Genomic DNA, 25,348 nt, shown 5'->3' with positions numbered 1-25,348 from the left:
TTTATCCTTTATTTGAGTTTCTTAATATTTTACATTCGCTTTTAGGTAGAATGAAAATTTCCCCCTCTCTTTTCACCTCTCCCTCTGTAGCAGCAAGCTCTTTTAAGTTTCTAGAACTGATATAGTCTCTAAGAGACGATCTGCTTACGTTTAAAATTTTTGAAATTTCATTAACACTTTTCCCCTCCTTTAAAAGAGTTATAATTTTTTCTCTATACATATCATACTTAGATTTTGAAAGACTTCCTTTCGGTCTTCCTGTACTTCTTTTTTTGATCTTTTTGCAGTTTTCTCTAACTTCGTTTAAAAGATAGATTATTATTTTAGATTGTGTATTATAATTTAGTTTTATATTAAATCTACTTATAAAAATATCTATATCCTTTTTGAAAATACAGTTTAATATCTTTACAATTTCACCAACTTTCATACTAAATACAGATAAATCGTAAATAAAGAGTTTGTCTCCATCTTTAAGTGATTGTAAAAACTCTATAAAATCCTTTCTATCATCTATGCTTTGTGAATAAGGAGTGACTTCTACTTTTTTTTCATCAATGATTAAATTGTTTCTTAACACATATTCATCGATACTATTTTCTTGAACCGCGATAGAGTAGTTACTATTTTGAGTTCTTAAATAAACATAATTCATACTTGACTCTTTCATAAGTTAAAACTATAAAAAATATAATGTCATATTATTGTTACAGTAGTATACATTAATTTGGCGAAAAAAGTCAATATGTTTTTGATTTTTTTCGTCAGTTGTGAGGTAAGAGATGAGTAAGATTAGTACAGAATGTGAAGAGTGTAATCATAGTTATTTGTCATGAAATATGGAATTGGAAATTAAATTTAATTTCCTTCAACCTTCATCCTTTACCGTACCCTTTATCCCCTACACCTTCACTCGTAACGAATCAATAGTCTTTAATAATTTACCCCATCGGATAAAGAATACTCTCTTGCACTCTTTTTATATCTTTGAGTATATCACGATTAAGTTTTATATCCACAGCTTTAAGCGACTCGTCTAACTGCTCTACTTTCCTTGCTCCAATAATGGTAGAAGCGACAAAATCAAAATGTTTGGAGTAGGCTACAGCTAAAGTTACAGGATTTATATCGTACTTTTTAGCAACTTCCAAAAACATCTCGGTAGCTTTTAGGGTCTTTTCGTTGTAAAATCTTTTAGCGTGTACTCTTACTCTTCTGTTTGGATGTTTTATGTAGTTGCTAAATCTAGCATCTTCGGGTATAAATTTTTGGTTATATTTACCGCTTAAAATCCCTCCTGCAATAGGAGAATAAGGAAGCAAAGATACATTTTCCTTTCTGCATACCGTCTCTAGTTCATCAAAAAATCTAGGATTTAGTATGCTAAAATTGTTTTGGATTGACTCAAATCTAACCAAACCTTCATATTTTGATACCATCAAAGATTTTGTAAGTCCATAAGCAGTATCATTCGAAGTACCTATATATCTAACTTTACCCTCTCTTACTAAGTCATCAAAAGCTCTCATTGTCTCTTCAATAGGCACTATAGTGTCCGGCCAATGCATCTGATATAGGTCAATATAATCTGTTTTTAATCTTTTTAAACTACCCTCAACAGCCCTTTTTATATGAAATCTATCCATTGCGGTAAGTCCGTGTCTAATAGGTGGGACAAACCATCCGCTTGCTGCACCAGCTACTTTAGTCGCAAGTATAATGGAATCTCTTGGTTTGGTTTTCATCCATTCACCAACTATCTCCTCCGTTACCCCAGCATATTTGCTATCTGGAGGAACAGGGTAAAGCTCTGCCGTATCAAAAAAGTTTATACCAAAATCGTACGCTTTGTCCATTATTATAAAAGCCTCCTCCTTTGTTGTTGAGGAGCCAAAGGTCATTGTTCCCAAACAAATAGTAGTTACTCTAAGTCCACTTTTACCTATATATCTATATTCCATCTAAAACCCTATAGTTTTGATATAAACAATTGTGGCTAAAGTGGAATTAAAGGAAGATAAAAAAGCGAGAGAAGACCTCGCTTTTTATCAATCTAAATTAGGTTTTGGAGTAGAAGCCGTCTCAACTGGAAGCACGGGATATTCTATTTTTGGTTTTTTACCCGTTAAAGCATTGAAGAATGTAGCAATTGAGTTGATCTCTTTTTTACTAAGTTTTTTACCAAGTTGAGTTTCGCCCATTATAGCTATAGCCTCTTTTATATCATAAGTTGCACCGTTATGAAAATATGGTGCTGTTTCTAAGATATTTCTAAGAGTTGGGACTTTTACCATCCCATTTTTATCCCCTTTAAAATCACCCAAATTATCATACTTATATTTTCCAGCTACAGGAAAAGGTTTCATGCTTCCGCCAAGACCGATTCCTGTATGGCAACTTACACATCCCACTTCTATAAATGTTTTAAGACCCTCTTTTTCCTCTTTAGTTAATGCACTACTGTCACCTTGCAAAAACTTATCATATCTGCTTGGAGTAACTAAAGTTCTCTCGAAAGCCCCTATAGCTTTACCTATAGTTTTTATAGTTATCTCTTCGCCAGGAAAAGCCTCATTAAAAGCTTTTTTATATTCTGGAATTGATGTTACAACTTTTACCGCATTTTCAGCTTTCATATCCATTTCAGGCGGAGCTTGTATTGGACCTGTCGCTTGATCTTCAAGATCGGGACTTCTTCCGTCCCAAAACTGTCTATCGTTAAATACGGCGTTATAAACTGTAGGTGAATTTAGATGATGAGGATTGCCTCTCCATTTATGACCAGTAGCTACAGGAACATTATCATCACCGCCTATTGCTAAGTTGTGACATGTGTTACAGCTGATAAGACCGCTTTTAGAGAGCCTAGGATCAAAATAGAGCTTTTTACCAAGCTCTACTTTCGCTTTTGTAAGTCTGTTTTTTGGATTGTCAATAGTTTTTATAAGTTCCATAACCTCTTTAGGAATAGGCTTCAATCCAGCCTCTTTAGCTTTATCAATAAGAACGTCGCTTGCACTAAGACTCACGCTTAATCCTATAGCTATTGCTAATGTACCTTTTAAAAATTTCATTTATCCTCCTTCTTATAATTTAGATTTGTTGATATTGTATCAATATAAATATTAAATTTTAATTAATAATTATTTTCCAGTGATAAGTTACATATTTTGCTTAGCCGGATTTGACGAGATATGAAATCGCTCTAATAGCGCTATATACTTTGAATTTTAAATTATGATATAATACAGTCTATTTTAACGAAGAAAGGGGGTGATGTCAGTATGCCTGGCATCCTCGTAAAGCCTAACCAGTCGTTTGAGGAGGCTTACAGACTTTTTAAAAAGCAGGTAGATAGAAACCTTATCGTTACCGAGGCAAGAGCAAGAAGATTCTATGAAAAGCCAACGGAACGAAGAAAAAAGGAAAAAATCGCTGCAAGAAAAAAGATGCTCAAACGACTTTATATGCTCAGACGATACGAGTCTCGTCTGTAATCTCAAAAGGGCAAAACGCCCTTTTGAATATCCACAAAAACAACCTCTTAATTTGTAAACATAATCTTTTTACTATTTTAAAGCCTATTTGTATCATTATTGTATATTTTGATATACTGCGTAGTAACAACGTGTGCCTCTCTTTATCCCGGACTTTGCAAAAGACTTTATTGCAAAACCGGGTTTATATTTTAATTGAGATAGGATAGATTGTGAAAGGCAAAATCGAAGGAAGATTTTGGATAAAAAAAGATGGGAAAAACTTTCTTGGTTCTGGGAGAGTCGAACTTCTTAAAAATATCGAAAAACTTGGCTCCATAAGTAAGGCTGCTCGCGCAATGAAAATGAGCTACAAAGCTGCTTGGGATGCAGTTGAAATCATGAATAATCTTAGCGAAGAACCAATTTTGGAAAAAGTAAGCGGAGGTAAAGGCGGAGGAGGAAGTCGCCTTACAGAGTATGGTAAAAGATTGATAAAAGATTTCGAAGAACTCAAAAAACAGTATAAAGATTTTTTGGAGAGTCTAGAAAATTTCGATAAAAGAGTTTTCGGCGTCAAAATAAGCGCAAGAAACAGACTTCTTTGTAAGATAGAAAAGATCTCTTTCGAAAATGATGTATGTACGATATTCTTGACTCTAAGAGACTCTTTATCGTTAACTTCAAAAATCACGGTTTCGGCCGCTAACGAACTTGAGTTAAAAGAAGGAGATAAGGTTATAGCGATTATCAAGTCCACATCTATAAAAATTTATGATGAACCAAAATATAACTCTCTAAAAACTAGAGTCACAGAAATAAAACACAGCGAACAACACTCTACACTTACTCTCAAAACTCAAAACGGATATACTTTAAATGTCTTAACAAAAAGATGCAATCTAAATATTGAAGATGAAATATATGCCCAAATAGATCCCGAAGATATTTTAATCGGAGTTTGACATCTTTTAAGGCAAAAAATGTATAATAATCAAAAATTCAAACTACTCTAATATTTGTACAAAAGGATAGAAGATGAGATTTAGCGCCCCTTTAAAGCACAACTCCATCAAATTTTTACTTCTTGGCTCCGGAGAACTCGGCAAAGAAGTCGCCATAGAAGCTACTAGGTTAGGAATAGAAGTAATAGCCGTAGATAGATATCCAAACGCACCTGCACATCTTGTAGCAAACAAAAGTTATGTAATAGATATGAAAAACAAAGAGCAGGTTTTAGAGGTAATCTTAAGAGAAAAACCTACATATATACTTCCAGAGATTGAAGCTATCAACATAGAAGCGCTTTTCGAAGCCGAAAAATTGGGTTTCAACGTGATACCAAACGCTGAAGCCGTAAATAAAACAATGAATAGAAAAAATATAAGAGTTTTTGCCGCCGAAGAGTTAAATCTAAAAACAAGCAAATACAGATTTGTAAAAAGTTTAGAAGAGTTAAAAGAGGCGGCAAAAGAGATCGGCTTTCCATGTGTAATAAAACCGGTAATGAGTTCTTCAGGACATGGCCAAAGCATAGCTCGCTCTGAAGCAGAACTAGAACAGTGCTTTGAAATAGCAAAAAAAGCAAGAGGCGACGCAAGCGAACTTATAGTAGAAGAGTTTATCTATTTTGATTATGAGATCACTTTACTTACAGCAAGAAACGATAACGAGATAGTATTTTGCGAACCTATAGGACATAAACAAAAAGATGGAGATTATATCTATAGCTGGCAGCCTATGGAGATGAGCAAAACCGCAAAAGAGAAAGCAAAAGAGATAGCAAAAAAAATAACGGACGGACTTGGCGGAAGAGGTATTTTTGGTGTTGAACTATTTATAAAAGGAGATGAGGTATATTTCAGTGAAGTGAGTCCTAGACCTCACGATACTGGAATGGTTACTATGATAACTCAAAGTCAAAGTGAATTTGCCCTGCATGTTAGAGCCATACTCAACCTTCCTTTGGCATTCGTTCAATATATAGGTGGAGCTAGTGCGGCATATAAAGCCAAAAGCGAAAGTTTCAATCCTGTATTAGATATTGCCGATGAGTGTTTTTCCAAAGACTCTTTCGTAAGAATATTTGGAAAGCCAGAGTCCCATGAAGGCAGAAGAATGGCTGTAGTTTTAACGATGGGCGAGCCAAAAAGAGCTCTTGAAAGAGCAAAAGAGTTGATAGAAAAAATAAGCGACGAGGACTTCACAAAAAGCGTTGTGCAAGAAGTTAAACAAGAAGAGGAACAAGAGTCTTGCGGATTTTTCAAAAAAATCGCCAATATTTTTTTGGGAAAATAGATGAAAATATTTCAAAAAGAGATAGTTTTAAAAACCTATCCTAGAGGTTTTTACCTTGTTACCGAGGAGATATTATCAAAGCTAAAAGAGTTAAATGAGTTCGAAAAAGGATTATGCCATCTCTTTTTATTACACACCAGTGCAAGCCTTACTATAAATGAAAACGCCGATCCTAGTGTAAGAAGAGATTTTTTAAGTTTTACCAATAAAATTGTACCGGAAAACGAACCATATTATACTCATATACTAGAAGGTAGCGACGATATGCCGGCACATATTAAAAGCTCTTTGTACGGTAACTCATTAACTATTCCTGTCAAAAACGGAACCTTCGTTTTAGGGATATGGCAGGGAATATATCTTTGCGAGCATAGAGATTTTCCCTCCAACAGACATATCTTCGCAACAATAATCGGAGAATAAAGGTTTTAAATATTAAAGGAGTTTTATGAAAATAGTATTTCTTGATGCAAAAACGGTAGGCAACGATGTAAATCTAGACATCTTAAAAGAGTTTGGGGAGTTAATAATATATGAAACCACTAGCGATAACGAAAAAAGAGAAAGAATCCAAGATGCAGAAATTATTATAACGAATAAGGTAGTAATCGACAAAGAAGCTATCGATAGTGCAAAAAATCTAAAACTTATCTGTGTTGCAGCAACAGGTATGAACAACGTCGATATAGAGTATGCAAATAAAAAGGGTATCGAGGTAAAAAATGTTGTAGGCTACTCAACAGAGAGTGTTGTCCAACACACTTTTGCAATGGCGTTTTACCTAATCGAACAACTAAAATATTATGACGATTACGTAAAAAGCGGCAAATGGAGCCGTTCAAAGATTTTTACCTGTATTGACAGGCCTTTTTTCGAGATTCATGATAAAAGATGGGGCATAATAGGACTTGGTACTATAGGCAAAAGAGTGGCACAAGTTGCCCAAAGCTTTGGATGCGATGTAGTGTACTATTCCACAAGCGGAAAAAATTTTGACGAAAAATATAAACAGGTGCCCTTAACCAATCTTCTTTGTACTTGCGATATTATCTCAATACACGCTCCCTTAAACGATAAAACAAAAAATCTATTAAATAAAAACAATCTACATAGATTAAACGACTATACAGTACTCTTAAATTTAGGAAGAGGGGGGATAATAAACGAAGAGGATTTAGCAAAAATTTTTGATGAAAAAAAGATTTTTGTTGGACTCGATGTAACTGAAAAGGAGCCGTTAGACGAAAATAGTCCCCTAAATTTTGTAAAAGATAAAGATAGACTCTTGATAACACCTCATATAGCCTGGACAAGTATGGAAGCTAGAGATAGACTTATTATGGGAATTGCAAAAAATATAGAAGATTTTATAAAAAGGAGCAAGTTTTGAAAAAATTACTTTTTAGCTTTTTGATAATTGCGGGTTTTTTATTTAGCGGATGTGCGCAAAGAGGCTATACTCAAGCGGATGTTGGCGAAGTAATGATAAATTATAAGGGAACAGTTGTTCATACAAGAACGATTGAGATACAAGACGATGGCGGCGGTATGATATTGGGGGCAATCGTAGGCGCTATAATAGGACATCAAATAGGCGAAGGAAAAGGAAAAGATCTAGCCACTGCAGCAGGTACCGTAGCCGGAGGTATAGTAGGCAGTAACCTGAACAAAGATTTAGGACAAGAGATAACAGTAGATCTTGAAAATGGACAAAAAGTTTCTACAGTAATTAGATTGGACAAAAAAAATCCTTACTGGCTAAGGCCAGGAGATAGAGTAATGGTTTATGTAAAAGGAAACAGAATTGTAAGAATTGCTCCCATTTTTAACGAAAGAGTTGAGTGATGATATATGACGTTTTGGTTATCGGTGCAGGAGGTGCCGGACTAAGCGCAGCTTTAAGCGCCAAAGAGGAGGGAGCTAAAGTTTTGGTAGCAGGCAAAAGTTATCCTACAAGAAGCCAAACTTCCATGGCTCAAGGGGGAATAAATGCGGTATTGAGCGAAAATGGTGATACAATCTTCTCTCATATCGAAGATACTTTGAACTCTTCAGCAGGGCTTGCCGACAAAAGAGTAGTCGAGTATGTTTGTAAAGAGGCTCCAAAAGCGATCAAATGGCTTGATTCTATAGGAACACCTTTTAGCAGAGAAAATGGAAAAATTGCACAAAGAAAATTGGGTGGCTCATATGCTCCAAGGGCATGTTACGCTCAAGATTATACAGGTCTTAAGATATTGCATACGCTTTATGATTTTTCTATAAAAGAGGGTATAGAGTTTTTGGATGAAAGCTTTTTGCTAAATCTCATAGTTGAAGAAAACAGAGTCAAGGGTGCCACATTTTTGGATATAAAAACATCTCAAGTAAAACAGATTCTATCAAAAAGCGTAATAGTTGCAACAGGCGGATATTCTAAAATATATAAAGATTTCTCCACAAATTCATCTCATGCAACAGGTGACGGTTTATCTGCAGCTTTGAGAGCGGGATGTCGCCTTAGCGATATGGAGTTTATTCAGTTTCATCCGACCGCTCTTAAAAAAAGTTCAGTTTTAATAAGTGAAGCTGCCAGGGGGGCTGGTGGATTTTTGATAAACCAAAAAGGTGAGAGATTTGTAGATGAGCTTTTAACAAGAGATGAAGTTTCAAGAGCCATATACAATGAGATAGAAAAAGGAAACGAGGTATTTTTGGATATTCGCCATCTAGGAAAAGAGTTTATAGAAAAAAATTTACCTCAAGAAAGAAAATTGTCCATTATATATGAGGGGGTAGATCCTTTAAAAGAGCCGATCCCTATCAAACCTGCAGCCCACTATACTATGGGTGGAATAGATGTGGATGAAAATCTAGAAACATCAGTGGAAAACCTCTACGCCGTCGGAGAGTGTGCCAATGCAAAACTTCACGGTGCAAACAGACTAGGAGGAAATTCACTACTAGAAATCGTGGTTCTAGGCAAGTTTGCCGGCAAAAATGCAGCTAAGAGTGCAAAAGGGAGTGTGGTAGAAGATAAATTCTATGAAAAAACCTTGATGGATGCAAATTTTATAAAAGGAGTTTTCAGTTTTCCAAACAAAATCGATTTTTATGAAAAAAGAGATTTTTTAAGCAAAATATTTTATAGAAATGTAGGTGTTTACAGAGAGGAGATGGGACTAAAAGGTGTTTTGTCAGTTGTTAAACAGATGCAAAGAGAACTCTCTTTTATGGGAATAAAAGACAAATCACCACTTTACAACACAAACTTGATAGAGTTTATAGAATTTGGGAATATGATAGAGCTTGCAGAAACAATACTTGTGAGTGCAATAAGCAGAAATGAAAGTAGAGGGGCTCATTTTAGAGTTGACTATCCTCAAAGAGATGATGAGAAATTTCTTGCCCATACAGTTACTTGGAAAGAGGACGGCGTTTTGTGCGCAGATTTTGAGAAGGTTAAAAATTAGCCTTTTTGATTAAAATTTTAGTAATATTTTATAAAATACAAATGATTAAGGAGTATTTTTGAAAATCGAAATAAGAAGGTATCATCCTCATTTCGAACCAAAATCCATCTTTATGAGCTATGAGATACCTGAGGGTTTGACACTTTTAGAAGCACTCGAACACATAAAAAGTAAACTTGATTCCACATTAACCTTTTCAAAAGGGTGTAGAAGTGGAGTTTGCGGCAGTTGTGCAGTTAGAGTTAACGAAAAAGAGGTCTTAGCCTGTGAATATAGAGTTAAAGATGGCGATAAGATAGAAGCATTGAAAGCTTCTGAAGTTGTAAGAGATTTAATAGTTGATATGAAAAAACCACTAGAGACTCTAAAAAAGGCCAAATCATATCTTTTAGAACAAAACATTGTTTCTATGGATGAAGAAGATGAAAAAATGACAAAGAAGCAAAGCGACTGTATCCTTTGCTCTTCTTGTTATAGTTCCTGCCCCGTTTTTGAGACAAATCCAGACTTTTTAGGCCCCTTTGCACTTACAAGAAACTATAGATATGTAGTTGATAAAAGAGAAACAAAGAAAAAAGAGAAAATCGAAGCTATTTTACAAAATGGTATCTGGGACTGTACTCTTTGCGGCAACTGTACAGAAGTATGCCCACAAGGAATAGACCCTAAAACAGATATAATGATGCTTCAAAGCTGGGCTACAAAATTTGGATATCAAAATCCCAATATTGCAAATTTTGGAAGTTTCGGATTGGATTTTTGATGAATATAGAGAATTTACCGGTTTTTTCAAAGTTACAGGAAAATCTCTTTACTACGTTCAAACAAAACGGAAGAGTAAAGGAGTTTATAAAAGGCTCTTGCCCTTTAAATTCGGAAGATACACTAAAATATTTTTATATCATTTTAGAAGGAAGGCTAAAAGTCTCCCAAATAAATCCTGAAAATGCAAAAGAGCAAACTATACATATACTTTCATCAGGAGATATGTTTGACATCATACCCCTTTTGGACAACAAACCGCATGAAGTATTAACTTATGCACTAGACAATTGCAAAGTTTTCGAAATTGAGATAGATACAATCAGAAATCTAATATATTCAAATCCTGAATTTAACAAAATATTTATGCCATATATCGCAAAAAATCTGAGAAATCTGGAAAACCTGGCTATTGAATTATCTCTGTTTGATACATCAACCAGGCTTATAAAACTCTTCTTAAGAAATCTAGATTTAAAAAACAGTGGTAAGCTAAAACTGATTCATGATCTCCCTCATGAAGAGATAGCAAGTCTTATAGGCACCGTTAGGCATGTTGTCAACAGACATATTCAGCAATTGAAAAAAGATGGAATTTTGCAAGTAGAAAGAAAAAAACTAACTCTTAAAAATATTGAAGGACTTTTGGAAAAACTACAGATAAAATAGAGTTAAATCCTCTCTTTTAAATAAGAAAATAATACAAAATTGCATCAAATTAGCCTAAAATGAACCAAAAAAAGGCTACAAATGGATAAAAGATGTGAACTTTTCATAAAACTTATAGAGAAAGAAAAATATTATGATGCTCATGAAGTTTTAGAAGAGGTATGGTTTCCAAACAGAAAAGACAAAAATCCAGATATTCTTCTGTTAAAAGCATTTATAAATGCTTCAGTATCTTTTGAATTAATAAAAAGAGGTAAAGAGGCACAGGCAAGGAAAGTTTGGGGAAATTATCAAAAATATATAGTTTATATTAACAAGTGTTCATCTGAAAATATTGGAAATTTTAAAAAAATAAAAACAGTTTTGGAATCAAACTATGCCAAACTCCTATCATGAAGCTACAAAGCATACATATCTATCTGTAAGAAGTGGTGCACGCCAACTTGAATGGTCCAAAATGCCTAAAACTTTTAAAATTTATCCAAACTCTTTTCCTCTTAAAAGACTAGATCTAGATAAAAAAATAGATAGATTTATATATCTTATAGGTGGCATAACAGCAAAAAAAGTCTATCCCGGAGTTGAATACTACTTAAGAACTGTTCCAAGCGCCGGAGCTCTCTACCCTGTAGAAATCTATTTTCAAGCAAGGGATGTAAAAGGATTTAAAAATGGGATCTACCATTTGTCGCCTGCCGAAAACGGAGTAAGACTTTTATATGAGATAAAAGATGAAGAGGGAGTAGAGTTTCATCTTAAAGACAAAAGAATGATAAAAGGTTTTTTGTTTCTCTTTTCATCTATATATTTTCGCTCAAGCTGGAAATACTCTTCAAGAGCATTTAGGTACACTCTTTTAGATACGGGGCATGCTCTTGGGGCTTTGGAAGCAAGTTGCCATCTTTATGAACACGCTTTTTTTATCTTATACGATTTTGATAAAAAAGTTTTGAATGAAAAGTTTGGATTTAAAGATATAGAGTTTTTTCTATCCGGCGCTAAAGTTGGAATACCTCAAAAAAAGGAGACTAATTTTTTTGATCTAAATTTACCCTTCGTTGATCCTACAGAAACTTTTGAGACAAATGAAGTCATCCAAAAAAGTTATCTTGAGAGTTTAATGTTAACAGGTTGCAAAAAAGAGTATAGATTTCCTAAATTCAACTTCCACAAAGAGAGATTTTATGAGACTATTTTAAATAGAAGAAGCATTAGAAAATTTTCTAAGTTACCTATTAAATCTGAAGAGTTTGAGTATATATACCAAACTATAACCGAACCAATACCCTCTGATTGCGATGAAAAAGTTGAAATCTATTATATAGTCAACAAAGTTTTAGGTATGAAGCAAGGTCTTTATAAAAACAAAGAGTTACTTAAAGAGGGAGACTTTAGCCAAATAGCTAGATATTTGTGTCTTGAGCAAGCTCTAGGTGGTGATAGTGCAGTTACATTTTTTCTCACATCAAATGGAAACAATTATCAGTCTCTCTACCAAAAAGCCGGGATCATAGGACAGAGATGTTATCTTTCAAGCGAATATCTTCAGATAGGATGCAGTGGAATTGGAGCATACTATGATGATGATGTCAAAAATTTTTTACATAGCGAGGATATGGTATTATACGCATTAGCAATTGGCAAATAATTAGGAGCGGTCATGAAATATCTACTTTTTATTATTATGGCCTTTTTTATTTCAGGATGTGAAAACACAAACCAAAAACCAATAGTTTTAGACAACAAAAAACAGAGATATGCAAATGAGATTTTAAGCGCCGAAATAATATCGGAAAAAAATAGTAAAATAGAGGCTAAAACAAAAAAAGAGATAGCCATGATTGAGATGAAAAAGGCTATCGAAACTAAAAAAATAGAGTCTCAAGCCAAAGTACAGATGGAGAAGATAAAGAGCCAAAGAGAACTTGAAAAGACTAAACTTGAACTTCAAGCAAAATCTGAAGCCAACTCCATTACCAAAACAGCTGTAATTCTCTTTGCGATTTTGGGTTTTGGTGTGCTCATACTTATATATATCCTCTTTAAAAAATATCAAGAAAATAAAATATCCATTGAGAGAGAAAAAATGAGACTCCAAAAGGAGATAAAAGAGAAAGAGATAAAGGCCAAAATGGCGGAAAAACTCATAGATGCCCTAAGTAGCGGCAATTTCACTAAAGAGCAAGAAGAGATGCTTCTTTCGTTAATCAACCAAAAAAACGTTCTAGAATACAAAGGCTAATCTATCTCTTTTAATTAAAGAATAAGCATTCACGTCTTAAACTATACAGATTGATAAAACCTTAAAAGGAAATTGATGAATATTCAAAAAGTTCTTTCTGGATTCTTTTTTATTTTGGCAATGACATTAAATTTTGGTTTTTTTTACGGAGATCCAACGATTATTGAACAACATAGCGCCTATGAGCTTTTTGCAGCTATCATAGTCAATCTAATCGCCACGATTTTAAAATTTGGCGACAAAACTCAACTTGGTTCAGTCCTACTAGCAACAAGTTTAGTAGCTGATATTCAACTAATAGCAAGTGCTAGCGTCTGGGCTATAGCAGAACACTCCTTTGGAGGTCTTAACGTTGAGGCTACCACCGCTATAATATCCCTCTCGGGAGGAGCTCTTTTAGCAAATATAGTTTCAGTACTTCTTTTCATCGGCGATACTCTAAAATCTAAGAGGTAATATGCAGTCCAATTCAGCGTGGATCATTATCCGTAGAATGCGGATACCTTTTTTAGTAATTATCATAACTTTTTCTATCTCCATTTTAGGACTTATGCTCATAGAAGGAAAAGACACAAACGGAAATCCTTACCACATGAACTTTTTCGATGCCTTCTATTTTGTAAGCTATATGGCGACTACCATAGGCTTTGGAGAAACACCCTACGAATTTACCTATCCGCAAAGAATGTGGGTAAGCGCAAGTATCTATCTAACCGTAGTTGGCTGGTTCTACGGAATAGGTACTATTATAGCCCTTATACAAGACAAAAAACTTGCTCGTGAAATAGCTATAACAAAATATAAAAATAAAGTAGAAGCTCTAACTGAGGAGTTTATTATCATTCTCGGTTATAACAACGTTACAAAAAATATTATTCATCGACTAAACGAAGAGGGAATAAGAGTAGTAGTAATAGATAAAAACGAAGAGAAGGTAAACGAACTAGAACTAGAAAGTTTCAATCCTGAAGTTCCAGCAATAGCTGCAGAGGCTACAGATCCAAATATTCTTAAAATTTCCGGTATTCATAAAAAAAATTGCCGTGCGGTTATTGCGCTTTTTGAAGATGACGCAAAAAACGCCAAAGTTGCTCTTTTAAGTAAACTTTTAAATAAAAGAATCAATGTAATAGTAAAATCTACAACAAAAGAGCATACCGAACACTTACAAAATATAGGTATTAAACATATAGAAAATCCATTTAAAATAATCTCTAAAAGAATATATATCGCCTTAACCAAACCCCATATATGGATTTTGGAAATGTGGGTTTTTGGTCATATTTTAAAGATTAGAAAAAGGGAAGTACTGCCTCACGGCAAATATATTATATGCGGATACGGCAGGATGGGACATGCATTAGAATATTGGCTAAAAAAAGCTGGAATAGAGACTGTATTTATAGATATAGTTTCAGAACGATATCAGCAAGAGAAACAGAGTTCTATTTATGGAGATGCCGAAGATATAGAAACTTTACTTAAAGCTGGTATCAAAGAAGCAAATGCCATAATTGCCGCTACAAAAGATGATCTTATAAATTTGACTATTCTATCAACCGCTAAAAAGTTAAATCCTAACATATACACTATAGCTAGAGAAAACAGCCTTGATGACGTAAGTATTTTTAAAGCAGCAAGAATCGATAAAGTCTATATTCTTGAACAAATTTTAGCAGATATTACATTTAATTTTATTGCTAAACCACTTGCTAACAGATTTATAAAACTTATTCGTCTTCAAGATGATGAATGGGGTAAAAAAGTAGTAGATATAGTTAAAAAAACGATAGGAGAAAACCCTATCTTAACCGAAATGAAACTAACTAGAGACAACGCCTACGCTCTTTATGAAGAACTCAAAAATGGTATGGATATAAGACTATATCATCTAAAAAGCTCAAGAGAAGACTATACTAAATCTACAAAAGTAGTCTTTTTGTTGTTAAAAAGAAAAAATAAAATCTACCTCTTACCTGATGAAGATCTCAAGATTGAACCTGATGATGAACTGCTAATAGCATCAGACAATGAAAGTATAGAAGATTTAGAGTATATTGCCAATAATTATTATGAGTTAAATTATATCTTGACAGGAAAAGAGAAGATTTTTGGAATATATTCTCTATTTTTAAAAGAGGGTCAAAACGGCGCTACATGAGCGCCGTTTTAGTTTAAAGTTGAGGACCTGCCTTTGAGTAATCAAAGTTTCCAGTATTTTCATATCTTTTAAAATTTTTGATAAAAAGTTCGGCTAGATGTCTTAACTGTTTATCGTAAGCTTCTTTATCTTCCCAAGTATTTCTTGGATTTAAAATCATAGGAACTATACCTTTAATCGATTTAGGCATAGCAAGATTAAAGATAGGAAGAGTATCAAACTCTGCATCGTTAATAGAACCATCCAAAATAGCATTTATACAGGCTCTTGTAGCTGGAAGACTCATCCTTTTTCCAATCCCATAAGGACCACCTGTCCACCCTGTATTAACAAGATATACATTAACATCATATTTTTCTATCTTCTCTCCCAAAAGTTTAGCATATACCGTAGGATGAAGGGGCAAGAAAGCTTCGCCAAAACATGCGCTAAAAGTTGCTACAGGCTCAGTGATTCCTCTTTCGGTTCCAGCGACTTTTGCGGTATATCCGCTTAAGAAATAATACATAGCCTGCTCTTTTGTCAACTTACTAACCGGTGGTAAAACACCAAATGCATCGGCACTTAAAAATATTATATTTTTAGGATGAGGACCTTTTAGATCTTCTTTATGTTTACAAATATGGTATATCGGATAGCTAACTCTTGTATTTTCGGTTTTAGAAGAGTCATCAAAATCTACGTTTCCTTTTTCGTCAACAACCACGTTTTCCAAAAGCGCATCTCTTTTTATAGCCGCATAAATATCAGGCTCTTTTTCAGCATCAAGGCCGATAACTTTAGCGTAACAACCTCCTTCAAAGTTAAAAACCCCCTCTTCATCCCATCCGTGTTCATCATCGCCTATAAGGCGTCTGTTAGGATCGGCACTCAAAGTTGTTTTTCCGGTACCGCTAAGACCGAAAAACAGAGCTACGTCATTTTTCTCACCTATATTTGCGGAACAGTGCATAGAAAGTTTATTTTCTAACGGTAGCCAGTAGTTCATCATAGAAAATATACCTTTTTTTATCTCGCCGCCATACCATGTCCCGCCTATAATTGCCACATTTTCTTCAATATTGAAAACTATGAAAACATCAGAATTCAAGCCATGCTCTTTCCATCTTTCATTTTTAAGATCGGCGGCTACATACATCGTAAAATCTGGAGAAAAGTCTTTAAGCTCTTCTTGGGTAGGTCTTATAAACATATTTTTAACAAAATGAGCCTGCCAAGCTATCTCCGTAACAACTCTAATTCTTTTTTTGCTTTTATCGCTAGCGCCAGCAAAGGCATCCATAATGTAGAGGTCTTTGTTTGATAGATATTGTTTGGTTTTTTCGAAAAGTTCGTCGAAGATCTCTTTGGAGATAGGCTGATTTATTTCGCCCCAGGCAATATATTTTTCACTTGGCGGCTGTTTTACGAAATATTTGTCTTTTGGACTACGTCCGGTAAAAATGCCGGTATCTACTGCCACCGCACCTAATGTTGTCTCAATCCCCTCTTTTTGTTTGAGCTCATGTTTAAAAAGCTCCTCAAAGTCTAGATTATAATATACGTTTTTGACACCAGTTAATCCTAGTTTGTCAAAATCATTTATCTTCATTTTTAAAGCCTTTTTAAAGTTTAAAAATTTTGTAATCAAATTGTAGCACTCTTATGCAACATTTGCAACAATTGCCGTTTTACGGTACCTTTAAAAAGGTCAATGTTCATGTGTCTGTGCATATTCTGGTGTACAAAATATGCCGCAGTGACATTTTCCCTCTTCTGGTATCTCTTTCTCTATTGCAGGCTTGCAAGGACAAATCCTATCATCTGCACTTTTAAACTTTCCATTCTCTTCAATTACCATAAAACATGGACAATATCTTTTCCCGTAAAGCATCTTGTTTCTTGTCAACCCCATAGTAACCCCCTCGTTTACTTCAGAGTTAGGATTATAAACCCATCCAAACTGTTTGCAAACTTTGTCGGTAAACTTTTTTGTTTTTTCCATCTCTTGTAAAAACTCATCACTGCTCATATCAATCGATTTCATTTTCCCTCCTTTATTATTAAACAGTACCTCTTTTTGTAGGAACAAAGAGACATTCATCAAGTTCCTCTTTTTCTATCGTAAAACTATTTTTGATAAATCTTGTTATTATCTGTTTCCCATCTTTTTCTATAGGTGCTACTAATATTCCACCGTTATTTAGCTGCTCCAAGATATTTTGTGGAATATTTTTCAAAGAGGCAGAAAACAAAATTCTGTCATATGGTGCAAACTCCCTCCACCCAAGCATACCGTCAGAGTATCTAACATTGATATTTAAAATATTAAGTTCTTTGAACCTCTTTTTAGCTTCCCAGACAAGTTTTTCTATCCTTTCTACGCTAAAAACTCTCCTAAAAAGTTTACTTAGTATTGCAGCCTGATAACCGCTACCACAACCTATCTCTAAAACACTGTCCGCACCTTTTGGCTCTAAAAATTGCGTCATTTTTGCAACAGTCAAAGGAGAGCTAATCCACTGATTTTTAGAAATAGGAAGAGCGTCTAGTTTATAGGCGTGATGTTTAAATCCTACTGGTACAAATATCTCTCTAGGAGTAGATGCAATAGCTTTTTTTATATTGGAATCCAAAGGGAAAACTCTATCTATCTCGTCTGCCAATTTTTGACACTTTTGAAGCTCGACTCTTTTTAAAAACTGATTCATAAACCTATATCCATATATCTTCTCATCTTCTTGATATCTCCAAAATCGCACTCTTTGCACAACAGAGCCTTTCTGTCGTCTCTATATGGTACTCCAAAAGGGTCTATTATGGCACTACTTTTTGCCATATCATCATTAGCACTGTCACTTGCTACCAAAAAGCATTGATTCATCAAAGCAAGAGTCTCTGTAAACTGCTCAAAATGTCTTTTTCTAAGTTTTCCCCACATCGCAGGAACTAAAATAATATCTGCGCCCTTCAGTTTTTGCCAGATTTCTAAAAATCTAAGCTCAAAACAGATAAGAAGGCCTATTTTTAGCCCATCTATCTCAAAAATCTCTATATCATCCATACTTCCGGAACTAAAGTAGTCCGTTTCACCGCCAAACTTGAAAAGTTTTACTTTTGGCTGTTCATAAACCACTTTGCCTCTATAAAGAACTTTCGCCACATTGTAAAATTTTTCATTTATCTTTTCAATCATTGTAAAAACTAATATTTTATTTTCAGAAATTTCCAGCAACTCTTCAAGCGCCCTTTTTCCAAAATCGGCCGCCTCTTCAAATCTATCATAGGCAAAGCCCGTAAGACAAACTTCTGGCGCAACGGCTATACACTCTTTTGGTGTTTTTGAAAAAAGTTTTTTAAGCGTAGATAGATTTTTTTCAAAATTTTCTTCGGTTTTAAACTGCAGGGCACACAAATATTTTTTAGAAGTCATCAAAGCTTAAGCTCCCTTTACTATAGTTAGTTACATTTCCTTCAAAAAAATTGGTTTTTTGCTCATTAAATTTTGAAAAATCGTCTACCCATTTTATTGGATGCTCTACGTTATACATAGGATCAAGCCCTACACGCTGTAACCTATCATCAGCCAAATATTTTATATACTGCTCGATAAGTTCGTCGGTTAATCCCAATATCTGTCCCTGAGTTATATATTTACCCCAGCTGCTCTCAAGTTCAACTGCTCCTTCAAACATCTTATATACATCATCAATAAGTTTTTTTGTAAAGAGTTCTGGTCTCTCTTTTTTTACAGTGTTAATCATATTTTGAAAAATTAAAAGATGTGTTACTTCATCACGCTGAATAAATCTTATCATCTGAGCAGAACCCAGCATTTTACCGCTTCTAGCTAAAGTATACATATAAGTAAAGCCGCTATAAAAGTAGATTCCTTCTAATATCTGATTTGCAAACATTGCTTTAACGATATTTTCATCGCTTGGATTTTGTGCCAGTTCTTCATATACTTCAGCTATATAGTCATTTTTTTGTTTTAATTTTAAATCTTCTCTCCAAAGCTCATAAATCTCATCGGTATTTTGGCTTATACTGTCAACCATCACGGCATAGCTTTGACTATGAAGAGCCTCCTCAAAAGCTTGCCTAACCAATATTAGATTTATCTCTGGAGCTGTAATATAAGGGTTTATATTGTCTATTAGGTTATTAGTCTGTAAAGAGTCCATAAATATAAGCTGTGCTAAAACTTTGTCATAAGCCAGTTTTTCCGCATCTGTTAAAAGCTTATAATCTCTTGCATCACCTGTCATATCAACCTCTTTGGGAAACCAGGTGTTTGCTAGCATCATCTCCCAAAGATTATATGCCCACTGATACTTTATTTTGTTAAGTTCAAATATTCCCGTAGGATCTCCACCGAAAATCTTTCTTTCATTTACGCTCTCGTTAGAGTTTGGATTATAGATCTTTTTTCTGCTGTACACCATTTTTACCCTCCAGTAGGCTTTAAAAAGAGAATTAGAAAACAAAAAAATCTCTTGCTTTATAACTCTCTTTTTTACAGATTTTTAAGTTAAACATTATAAAATTTTCTACTTAAAATGAGGTAAAGGAAACAAATTGAAATTTGTTACTACATTTGGTGCATCTAAAGCAGATAAAAACTCTAAAGAGTACAAAGAAGGTATAAAACTTGGACTATTTTTGTCCAAGGCGGGATATATAGTCAAATGTGGTGGATATCAAGGACTCATGGAGGCAGTAAGTATAGGTGTACATAAAGCAGGAGGAGAATGTATAGGAGTTACTATAGAGAAATTTGACCAACTAAGACCCAAAAACCCTTATCTTACAAAAAAGATTATATGTAAAACATTGTACGAAAGATTGGAAAAGCTGATAGAAGATAGCAGACTCTTCGTAGCTCAATCTGGAAGCATTGGAACTATGAACGAAGTTTTTATGATTTTGGCATTAAAATATAGCGGTTTTAAACCGGATATCAGAATATGTTTGATAGGAAAAATGTATAAAGAGATGACAAAATGCTCCTTTATTGATAAAAATTTTGTTAAAAATGTAGAGATTTATGAAAATGTAGATGAATTTATAAAAAAAAGTAACATATAGTCATTCATTAATATTAGGTAAATGGTTGAGTAGTTGAGCTATTTTAACTACTCAACCATTTTCACCAATATACCAATAACTTAATGACCAATAACTAAATTATCTATTTTTTATACCTTCTACCCACTCAATCATAGAAGCGTTTCCTTCAGGATTTGGAGCCTCTATAAAAGATATTACAAATCTATCTTCATATTCGCAAATGCCTATACTTCTTGGCCTAACACTCAAAACTTCCGGCTTCGGCAGTTGCTTGCCGAAACAGAAAATTATATTTTTAGCCTCAATTATATTTTTATCATATATGGCTTCTTCTAAACTTTTTGTATGAGACAAATGATCAAATACTCCTATATAAGCTGCTACTTTGTGGTTTTCTATACATCCTTTTATATATCCTAAAATCTCCTCCATGTTTTTAAACTTAGTTTTGTTTTTATTAAGCTCTAACAGATACACAGGATATTTATCCATAAATTCTATCTTTTTCATATGCTCCTCCAAATTTTAGAGAAATTATATATACTTATAACTTTTATAATGATAATTAATTTTTAATAGCTCTAAACTCTAAGCAAACAGAATTTATGCAGTATCTAAGATTTGTTGGAGATGGACCATCAGTAAAAACATGTCCAAGATGCGCGTCACATTTTGCACATTTGACCTCTGTTCTTATCATTCCATGTGAGGTATCTAACTCCTCTTTTATTGAGTTTTTTGATATCGGCTCAAAAAAACTTGGCCATCCTGTACCACTGTCAAATTTGGCACTAGATGAAAAAAGTGATGTTTCACAGCATTTACAAACAAATATACCTTCTCTTTTTTCATTTAAAAGTTCTCCAGCAAATGGAGGTTCCGTTCCTTTTTCAAACATAACATAATATTCAAAATCTGTTAACTTTTTTTTACATCTCATAACTTTCCCAACTCTTCAATTTTTTTTGGTATAGAAAAATAGAATCCTTGATATACTATTTTATCACTCATGCTCTTAAGTATTTCTACCTTTTCCTTACTATCTACAAATTCTGCCACTATAGGGTTTAATCCCATTATATCAATAAATTTAATAAGTTGTTTCAAAACATTTCTTTTTTTGCTGCATATTTCAATATCGGCTATTAGGCTACCATCAATTTTAACAAAACTCAATAACTTTTTAGATGCCAGCTCGATAAGGGTTTTAATGTTTGAAAATCCACTTCCAAAATCGTCAACAGCAAACCTTATCCCATTTTCCCTATTTAATTTTGCTAATATCTCTAAATCTTCAACTATTGTATACTCTGTAATCTCGACTATCAACTCAATTCCAAGTTCTTTGGCCTGATTATAACTCTCAATCAATTCATTAATAAAAATTGCCTCACTAACAGATGATGAATATATGTTTATACTAACCTTATCGGTAAATTTGGACAAAATAAAAAAATATTCTCTTATTTTTCTAGTTAATAATAGATCAAATTCCAATGTAAGATTATGTTCTGATATTATGTCAATAAAATCTACAGCGCTTAAATAAGTGCCATTTATAGGGAGCTTAGAGAGAATCTCTAGACAAAAAACTTTATTTTTGTTATTTACTATTTTTTGAGCAAAAAGTTCTATTTTAAAATTTTTAATAGTGTTTTTTATAATAGATAATTTTTTCAAGTTTTCATCTACCTCTTTATTTAAATTTTCTAACAGATTATCACCAACAATTATAAAGTTTTCACTACTTTTTCTCTTTTTTAGTGCTATCAAAATCTCTTTAAAATAGTTTATTTCCCTATTTTTTAAATCATCCAGCCTTATGGAATATATCATTATCTCTTCTTTTAAGGCCAATAAAGCATATTTATCTAAAATTTTATCTATACAATTTTTTATCATTTTATCAAGATACTCATATGTTAAGTTTTTTGGTTTTCTAATCAGTAGATGCAGCTCGTCTTGAATAAATATATAAAAATCTAGCCCCTCTTTTTTTAAATATTTTTTCATCTCTACTGAAATTTTCTCAATTAGATTATTTTTCAATAACGTTACAAGCTTTGGTATATGCAGATTTATAACAAAATAGCATACAAGATTTTTCTCCCAATAACTTCTTTCTAGCATAAACTCTATAAAAATATTGTAACTGTTTTTCTCATAAAGAACCAACAGATCAGATATTAGTTTTTCTAATAGCAAATAGTTGTTAAAAAAGTTTTTCAAGCTTTCAACGGCTCTAAAATAATCTTCTTTTATTAAAAAATCAACTATATAATTTGCTTCTAAATGTAAATTTTTGTGGGCTATAATTATTTGACTATTAAACAAATACCTCTCTTTTTCCGCAGCAAACATCAAAATTTCAGCTTCTAAACTAGTAAGCCATTTGGTAAAACCACAGGCAGACATATCAACAAGATATATTGATTCTTTTTTATTTAAAAAATATTTTTTTACTTCAAGAAGCCAATCGTAGTGAACTTCAAAAATATCGCTATATAAAAAGTTTAATTGGTGAATATGTTCTATTGTCTCAATCATCAAAGCATAAAAAAATCCTTTTACTATAGCCTTTTCTGCCCTTTCAATCCTTGCTATTACCTCTACTTCATCAAGATTTATAATCCTGTTTTGTATTGCCGTTACTAAGGCTTTCTTAAAAGCTTCAATAATTAAACCTAAATCTGTTAATGATATATGATAATTGCTTTTTAAAACTTTTCCTATCTCTTCTAAATCATTAAATAATTTATCATTTACTTCTTTTTTCAAAAGAAGCATTTCAACAAGCTCAATATTTTTTTTGTAAAGATTCTTAACCTGTTTTACCGATGATATATTTTGTATTATCGTAGGAATTTGTAAAGATTGTAAATCTATCTGCTCAACAAGATCTTCCAATCTCTCTTTTGTTTTGTCCTCATTCATTTTAAGCCTTTAAAGCAGAAAATTACATTATAGTGACACAACCTTGCTATTGAGGAGCTATTAATAAGATTGAGCCGTATTATATCAGATTTCTATTTATAAATTGATAAACTTAACTTTCATAAGTCTAATACATTAAACCAAATAACCCCAATTTCTTTTCTCCTAGTTTTATTAATTAAATAGTAATTTAATCTTACAAACAATTTATAGATTTTTTCATATTCACTATATTTTGACAATAAATATAGAAATATAGGAATAATTAACACTATATTGCTACTCATCTTAAATAAGTTTATTACCATTTTACATAATTTGATATTTATCAATATTAAGTCTATTAAAATATGGTATGCTACCTATACTTCATAAAGTCAAATTAAGGAGTAATCATGGCCTATGCACGTCCTCAATTTAAGGAAAAGTATGATAACTACATTGGTGGTAAATGGGTTCCGCCCATTGATGGCGTATATTTTGACGATATCTCTCCCGTAGATAACAAACCAATAGCCAAAGTAGCTAAGTCTAACAGAAAAGATATCGATATGGCTGTCAAAGCTGCCTGGGAAGCATTTGAAAATCACTGGAAATATGTCTCTGTAGCTGAAAGAAATGCTATTTTAAATAAAATAGCCGATACAATGGAAGAGAACCTGGAAATGTTGGCAGTAGTTGAAACCTGGGACAACGGTAAACCTATCAGAGAGACCCTTAATGCCGATTTGCCGTTAGCAATTGATCACTTTCGATATTTCGCTTCTGTTATTCGGGCAGAAGCAGGAAGCATTACCGATTTAGATACAAATACGGTTTCTATGGAAATCCATGAACCATATGGAGTAGTAGGTCAAATCATTCCTTGGAATTTTCCTTTGCTTATGGCCGCGTGGAAACTTGCTCCAGCACTGGCAGCTGGTAACTGTGTAGTACTTAAACCAGCTGAACAAACTCCTGTTTCAGTAATAGTAATGATGGAACTTATCCAAGATATAGTTCCGGCTGGCGTTATAAACATAGTCAACGGTTTTGGACCAGAAGCAGGAAAACCTCTTGCAACACATCCTGATATAAAAAAGATTGGTTTTACTGGAGAGACAACTACTGGAAGACTCATTATGCAATACGCTTCCGAAAATATCATACCTGTAACTTTGGAACTTGGAGGTAAATCACCAAATATCTTTTTTGAGAGCGTAATGGCTGAAGATGACGAGTTTTTGGATAAAGCTATAGAAGGATTGGTACTTTTTGCATTCAACCAAGGCGAGGTATGCACATGTCCTTCAAGAGCTCTTATTCAAGAGAGCATCTACGACAAATTTATGGAAAAGGCACTAAAAAGAATTGAGGCAATCAAGATGGGCGACCCACTTGATCCATCAACAATGATGGGAGCACAGGCTTCTAAAGATCAGTTTGAAAAGATTATGAACTATATCGACATCGGCAAACAAGAAGGAGCTGAACTTCTAATCGGTGGAGAGAAATTTGATAATCCAGTACATCCTGATGGCTACTATATAAAACCAACCGTCTTTAAAGGTCACAACAAGATGAGAATCTTCCAGGAAGAGATTTTTGGACCTGTACTAAGTGTTACTACTTTCAAAGATGAAGAAGAAGCTCTTGAAATCGCTAACGATACCATCTATGGTTTAGGTTCCGGTGTTTGGTCAAGAGATATGCATCAAGTACATAAAATGGCACGAGGTATCCAGGTTGGTCGCGTATGGGTCAATTGTTACCATCTATATCCAGCACATGCATCCTTTGGAGGATATAAAAAATCGGGTATTGGACGAGAAACCCATATGATGATGCTCAATCTCTACCGTCACACCAAAAACATTCTCACATCCTATGACAAAAAACCATTAGGATTCTTCTAATGGCTTACAAAAGAGTAGAAGCCACAGAAGCAGCAAAAAAAGTTATCGACCAGCTTCGTCAGGAACATGGCGAGCTGGTTTTCCATATGAGTGGTGGTTGCTGTGACGGTTCGGCTCCAATGTGCTTTCCAAAAGATGAATTTCGTGTTGGTGCTAGAGATATAAAAATTGGCGATATCCATGGTTGCGATTTTTATATGTCAGAAGACCTTTTTGAGTATTCCAAACATACTCACACCACTATAGACGTTACTGAAGGAAGAGGTTCAAGCTTTTCATTGGAAATCCCCTTGGGAATACGCTTCATTGCCATCTCTAGACTCTACACACCTGAGGAGGAAGCAGATCTTGAACCTATAGAGTATCCCGAATAGCCGGCCAAAAATCTTTTTTGGCCAATTTTATAG

General features: G+C 33.7%; 28 protein-coding genes. 17 read left to right on the top strand and 11 right to left on the bottom strand.

The genetic code is table 11. From position 1 onward, the window contains the following. Position 1: 1 nt before the first annotated feature. The 3 genes from NIL_RS00550 to NIL_RS00540 all read right to left on the bottom strand — a co-directional run bounded on the left by NIL_RS00550 (position 2) and on the right by NIL_RS00540 (position 3,074). The gene (locus tag NIL_RS00550; protein ID WP_187647724.1) at positions 2 to 655 is read right to left on the bottom strand and encodes a recombinase family protein; all 654 of its coding nucleotides are present in this window, start codon (positions 653 to 655) and stop codon (positions 2 to 4) included. Between the two features lie 286 nt (positions 656 to 941). Further along, entirely contained in the window at positions 942 to 1,961 is a 1,020-nt protein-coding gene (locus tag NIL_RS00545) for an aldo/keto reductase (RefSeq protein ID WP_187647723.1), read from the bottom strand. A gap of 87 nt (positions 1,962 to 2,048) precedes the next feature. Further along, entirely contained in the window at positions 2,049 to 3,074 is a 1,026-nt protein-coding gene (locus NIL_RS00540) for a cytochrome-c peroxidase (protein ID WP_187647722.1), read from the bottom strand. Between the two features lie 210 nt (positions 3,075 to 3,284). On the opposite strand from NIL_RS00540, the gene rpsU reads away from it, so the two are divergent. From rpsU to NIL_RS00470, 14 genes are all read left to right on the top strand, one after another. After that, complete coding sequence (gene rpsU, locus NIL_RS00535) at positions 3,285 to 3,497, top strand: 30S ribosomal protein S21 (protein WP_187647721.1); 213 nt, start codon at positions 3,285 to 3,287, stop codon at positions 3,495 to 3,497. A 212-nt stretch (positions 3,498 to 3,709) separates the two neighbouring features. Further along, the gene (locus tag NIL_RS00530) at positions 3,710 to 4,441 is read left to right on the top strand and encodes a TOBE domain-containing protein (protein ID WP_187647720.1); all 732 of its coding nucleotides are present in this window, start codon (positions 3,710 to 3,712) and stop codon (positions 4,439 to 4,441) included. A 73-nt stretch (positions 4,442 to 4,514) separates the two neighbouring features. Next, positions 4,515 to 5,774 carry a formate-dependent phosphoribosylglycinamide formyltransferase gene (purT, locus tag NIL_RS00525; RefSeq protein ID WP_187647719.1) on the top strand — a complete coding sequence of 420 codons (1,260 nt, stop codon included), beginning with the start codon at positions 4,515 to 4,517 and terminating at the stop codon, positions 5,772 to 5,774. Continuing rightward, positions 5,775 to 6,197, top strand: a complete 423-nt coding sequence (locus NIL_RS00520) for a secondary thiamine-phosphate synthase enzyme YjbQ (protein WP_187647718.1) — start codon at positions 5,775 to 5,777, stop codon at positions 6,195 to 6,197. It begins immediately after the preceding gene. Positions 6,198 to 6,222: 25 nt separating this feature from the next. Continuing rightward, entirely contained in the window at positions 6,223 to 7,164 is a 942-nt protein-coding gene (locus NIL_RS00515) for a D-2-hydroxyacid dehydrogenase (protein ID WP_187647717.1), read from the top strand. After that, the gene (locus tag NIL_RS00510) at positions 7,161 to 7,619 is read left to right on the top strand and encodes an outer membrane lipoprotein (protein ID WP_187647716.1); all 459 of its coding nucleotides are present in this window, start codon (positions 7,161 to 7,163) and stop codon (positions 7,617 to 7,619) included. Before NIL_RS00515 ends, NIL_RS00510 begins: the two co-directional genes overlap by 4 nt. After that, complete coding sequence (locus NIL_RS00505) at positions 7,619 to 9,226, top strand: FAD-dependent oxidoreductase (RefSeq protein WP_187648528.1); 1,608 nt, start codon at positions 7,619 to 7,621, stop codon at positions 9,224 to 9,226. Before NIL_RS00510 ends, NIL_RS00505 begins: the two co-directional genes overlap by 1 nt. Before the next feature lie 58 nt (positions 9,227 to 9,284). After that, complete coding sequence (locus tag NIL_RS00500) at positions 9,285 to 9,989, top strand: succinate dehydrogenase/fumarate reductase iron-sulfur subunit (protein WP_187647715.1); 705 nt, start codon at positions 9,285 to 9,287, stop codon at positions 9,987 to 9,989. Next, the gene (locus NIL_RS00495) at positions 9,989 to 10,657 is read left to right on the top strand and encodes a Crp/Fnr family transcriptional regulator (protein ID WP_187647714.1); all 669 of its coding nucleotides are present in this window, start codon (positions 9,989 to 9,991) and stop codon (positions 10,655 to 10,657) included. Before NIL_RS00500 ends, NIL_RS00495 begins: the two co-directional genes overlap by 1 nt. An 81-nt stretch (positions 10,658 to 10,738) precedes the next feature. Continuing rightward, on the top strand, positions 10,739 to 11,053 hold the full coding sequence (locus NIL_RS00490) for a DUF309 domain-containing protein (RefSeq protein WP_187647713.1): 315 nt from the start codon (positions 10,739 to 10,741) through the stop codon (positions 11,051 to 11,053). Further along, positions 11,034 to 12,305 (top strand): SagB family peptide dehydrogenase, encoded by a 1,272-nt coding sequence (locus NIL_RS00485; RefSeq protein WP_187647712.1) that lies wholly within the window; start codon positions 11,034 to 11,036, stop codon positions 12,303 to 12,305. The genes NIL_RS00490 and NIL_RS00485 overlap by 20 nt, the downstream gene beginning before the upstream one ends. Positions 12,306 to 12,317: 12 nt before the next feature. Then, positions 12,318 to 12,899 carry a hypothetical protein gene (locus NIL_RS00480; RefSeq protein ID WP_187647711.1) on the top strand — a complete coding sequence of 194 codons (582 nt, stop codon included), beginning with the start codon at positions 12,318 to 12,320 and terminating at the stop codon, positions 12,897 to 12,899. A gap of 75 nt (positions 12,900 to 12,974) precedes the next feature. Then, the gene (locus tag NIL_RS00475; RefSeq protein WP_187647710.1) at positions 12,975 to 13,355 is read left to right on the top strand and encodes a DUF6394 family protein; all 381 of its coding nucleotides are present in this window, start codon (positions 12,975 to 12,977) and stop codon (positions 13,353 to 13,355) included. Positions 13,356 to 13,392: 37 nt separating this feature from the next. Beyond that, the gene (locus tag NIL_RS00470) at positions 13,393 to 15,060 is read left to right on the top strand and encodes a potassium channel family protein (protein WP_197972092.1); all 1,668 of its coding nucleotides are present in this window, start codon (positions 13,393 to 13,395) and stop codon (positions 15,058 to 15,060) included. A gap of 13 nt (positions 15,061 to 15,073) precedes the next feature. On the opposite strand, the gene pckA is transcribed toward NIL_RS00470, so the two are convergent. From pckA to NIL_RS00445, 5 genes are all read right to left on the bottom strand, one after another. Further along, entirely contained in the window at positions 15,074 to 16,651 is a 1,578-nt protein-coding gene (pckA, locus tag NIL_RS00465) for a phosphoenolpyruvate carboxykinase (ATP) (protein WP_187647708.1), read from the bottom strand. Between the two features lie 99 nt (positions 16,652 to 16,750). After that, on the bottom strand, positions 16,751 to 17,086 hold the full coding sequence (locus NIL_RS00460; protein ID WP_187647707.1) for a ferredoxin-thioredoxin reductase catalytic domain-containing protein: 336 nt from the start codon (positions 17,084 to 17,086) through the stop codon (positions 16,751 to 16,753). 16 nt (positions 17,087 to 17,102) lie between these two features. After that, positions 17,103 to 17,750, bottom strand: coding sequence for a protein-L-isoaspartate(D-aspartate) O-methyltransferase (locus tag NIL_RS00455; RefSeq protein WP_187648527.1), 648 nt, complete (start codon positions 17,748 to 17,750; stop codon positions 17,103 to 17,105). After that, a complete protein-coding gene (locus NIL_RS00450; protein WP_187647706.1) occupies positions 17,747 to 18,472 on the bottom strand; it encodes a carbon-nitrogen hydrolase family protein in 726 nt (241 codons plus the stop codon). Before NIL_RS00450 ends, NIL_RS00455 begins: the two co-directional genes overlap by 4 nt. Next, the gene (locus NIL_RS00445) at positions 18,462 to 19,487 is read right to left on the bottom strand and encodes a ribonucleotide-diphosphate reductase subunit beta (protein WP_187647705.1); all 1,026 of its coding nucleotides are present in this window, start codon (positions 19,485 to 19,487) and stop codon (positions 18,462 to 18,464) included. The genes NIL_RS00450 and NIL_RS00445 overlap by 11 nt, the downstream gene beginning before the upstream one ends. Positions 19,488 to 19,620: 133 nt before the next feature. Here NIL_RS00445 and NIL_RS00440 point away from each other — a divergent pair, with 133 nt between their 5' ends. Beyond that, positions 19,621 to 20,130, top strand: coding sequence for an LOG family protein (locus tag NIL_RS00440; protein WP_187647704.1), 510 nt, complete (start codon positions 19,621 to 19,623; stop codon positions 20,128 to 20,130). A 99-nt stretch (positions 20,131 to 20,229) separates the two neighbouring features. Here the strand turns inward: NIL_RS00440 and NIL_RS00435 are convergent, their stop codons facing one another. Genes NIL_RS00435 through NIL_RS00425 form a run of 3 tightly spaced genes read right to left on the bottom strand, consistent with a single transcriptional unit; the run spans position 20,230 to position 23,046 of the window. Further along, positions 20,230 to 20,622 carry a DUF6858 family protein gene (locus NIL_RS00435; RefSeq protein WP_187647703.1) on the bottom strand — a complete coding sequence of 131 codons (393 nt, stop codon included), beginning with the start codon at positions 20,620 to 20,622 and terminating at the stop codon, positions 20,230 to 20,232. Between the two features lie 55 nt (positions 20,623 to 20,677). After that, complete coding sequence (gene msrB, locus NIL_RS00430; protein ID WP_187647702.1) at positions 20,678 to 21,052, bottom strand: peptide-methionine (R)-S-oxide reductase MsrB; 375 nt, start codon at positions 21,050 to 21,052, stop codon at positions 20,678 to 20,680. Beyond that, complete coding sequence (locus NIL_RS00425) at positions 21,049 to 23,046, bottom strand: EAL domain-containing protein (RefSeq protein WP_187647701.1); 1,998 nt, start codon at positions 23,044 to 23,046, stop codon at positions 21,049 to 21,051. The genes msrB and NIL_RS00425 overlap by 4 nt, the downstream gene beginning before the upstream one ends. Before the next feature lie 395 nt (positions 23,047 to 23,441). On the opposite strand from NIL_RS00425, the gene NIL_RS00420 reads away from it, so the two are divergent. Both NIL_RS00420 and NIL_RS00415 read left to right on the top strand, forming a co-directional pair. Beyond that, positions 23,442 to 24,941: an aldehyde dehydrogenase family protein gene (locus tag NIL_RS00420; RefSeq protein ID WP_187647700.1), complete on the top strand. Its 1,500-nt coding sequence runs from the start codon at positions 23,442 to 23,444 to the stop codon at positions 24,939 to 24,941. Continuing rightward, positions 24,941 to 25,315 carry a DUF779 domain-containing protein gene (locus NIL_RS00415; RefSeq protein ID WP_187647699.1) on the top strand — a complete coding sequence of 125 codons (375 nt, stop codon included), beginning with the start codon at positions 24,941 to 24,943 and terminating at the stop codon, positions 25,313 to 25,315. Before NIL_RS00420 ends, NIL_RS00415 begins: the two co-directional genes overlap by 1 nt. Positions 25,316 to 25,348 lie beyond the last annotated feature (33 nt).

It is taken from the genome of Nitrosophilus labii, from assembly GCF_014466985.1.
Classification (GTDB): domain Bacteria; phylum Campylobacterota; class Campylobacteria; order Campylobacterales; family Nitratiruptoraceae; genus Nitrosophilus_A; species Nitrosophilus_A labii.
This window is presented reverse-complemented; position numbering and strand designations above follow the sequence as displayed.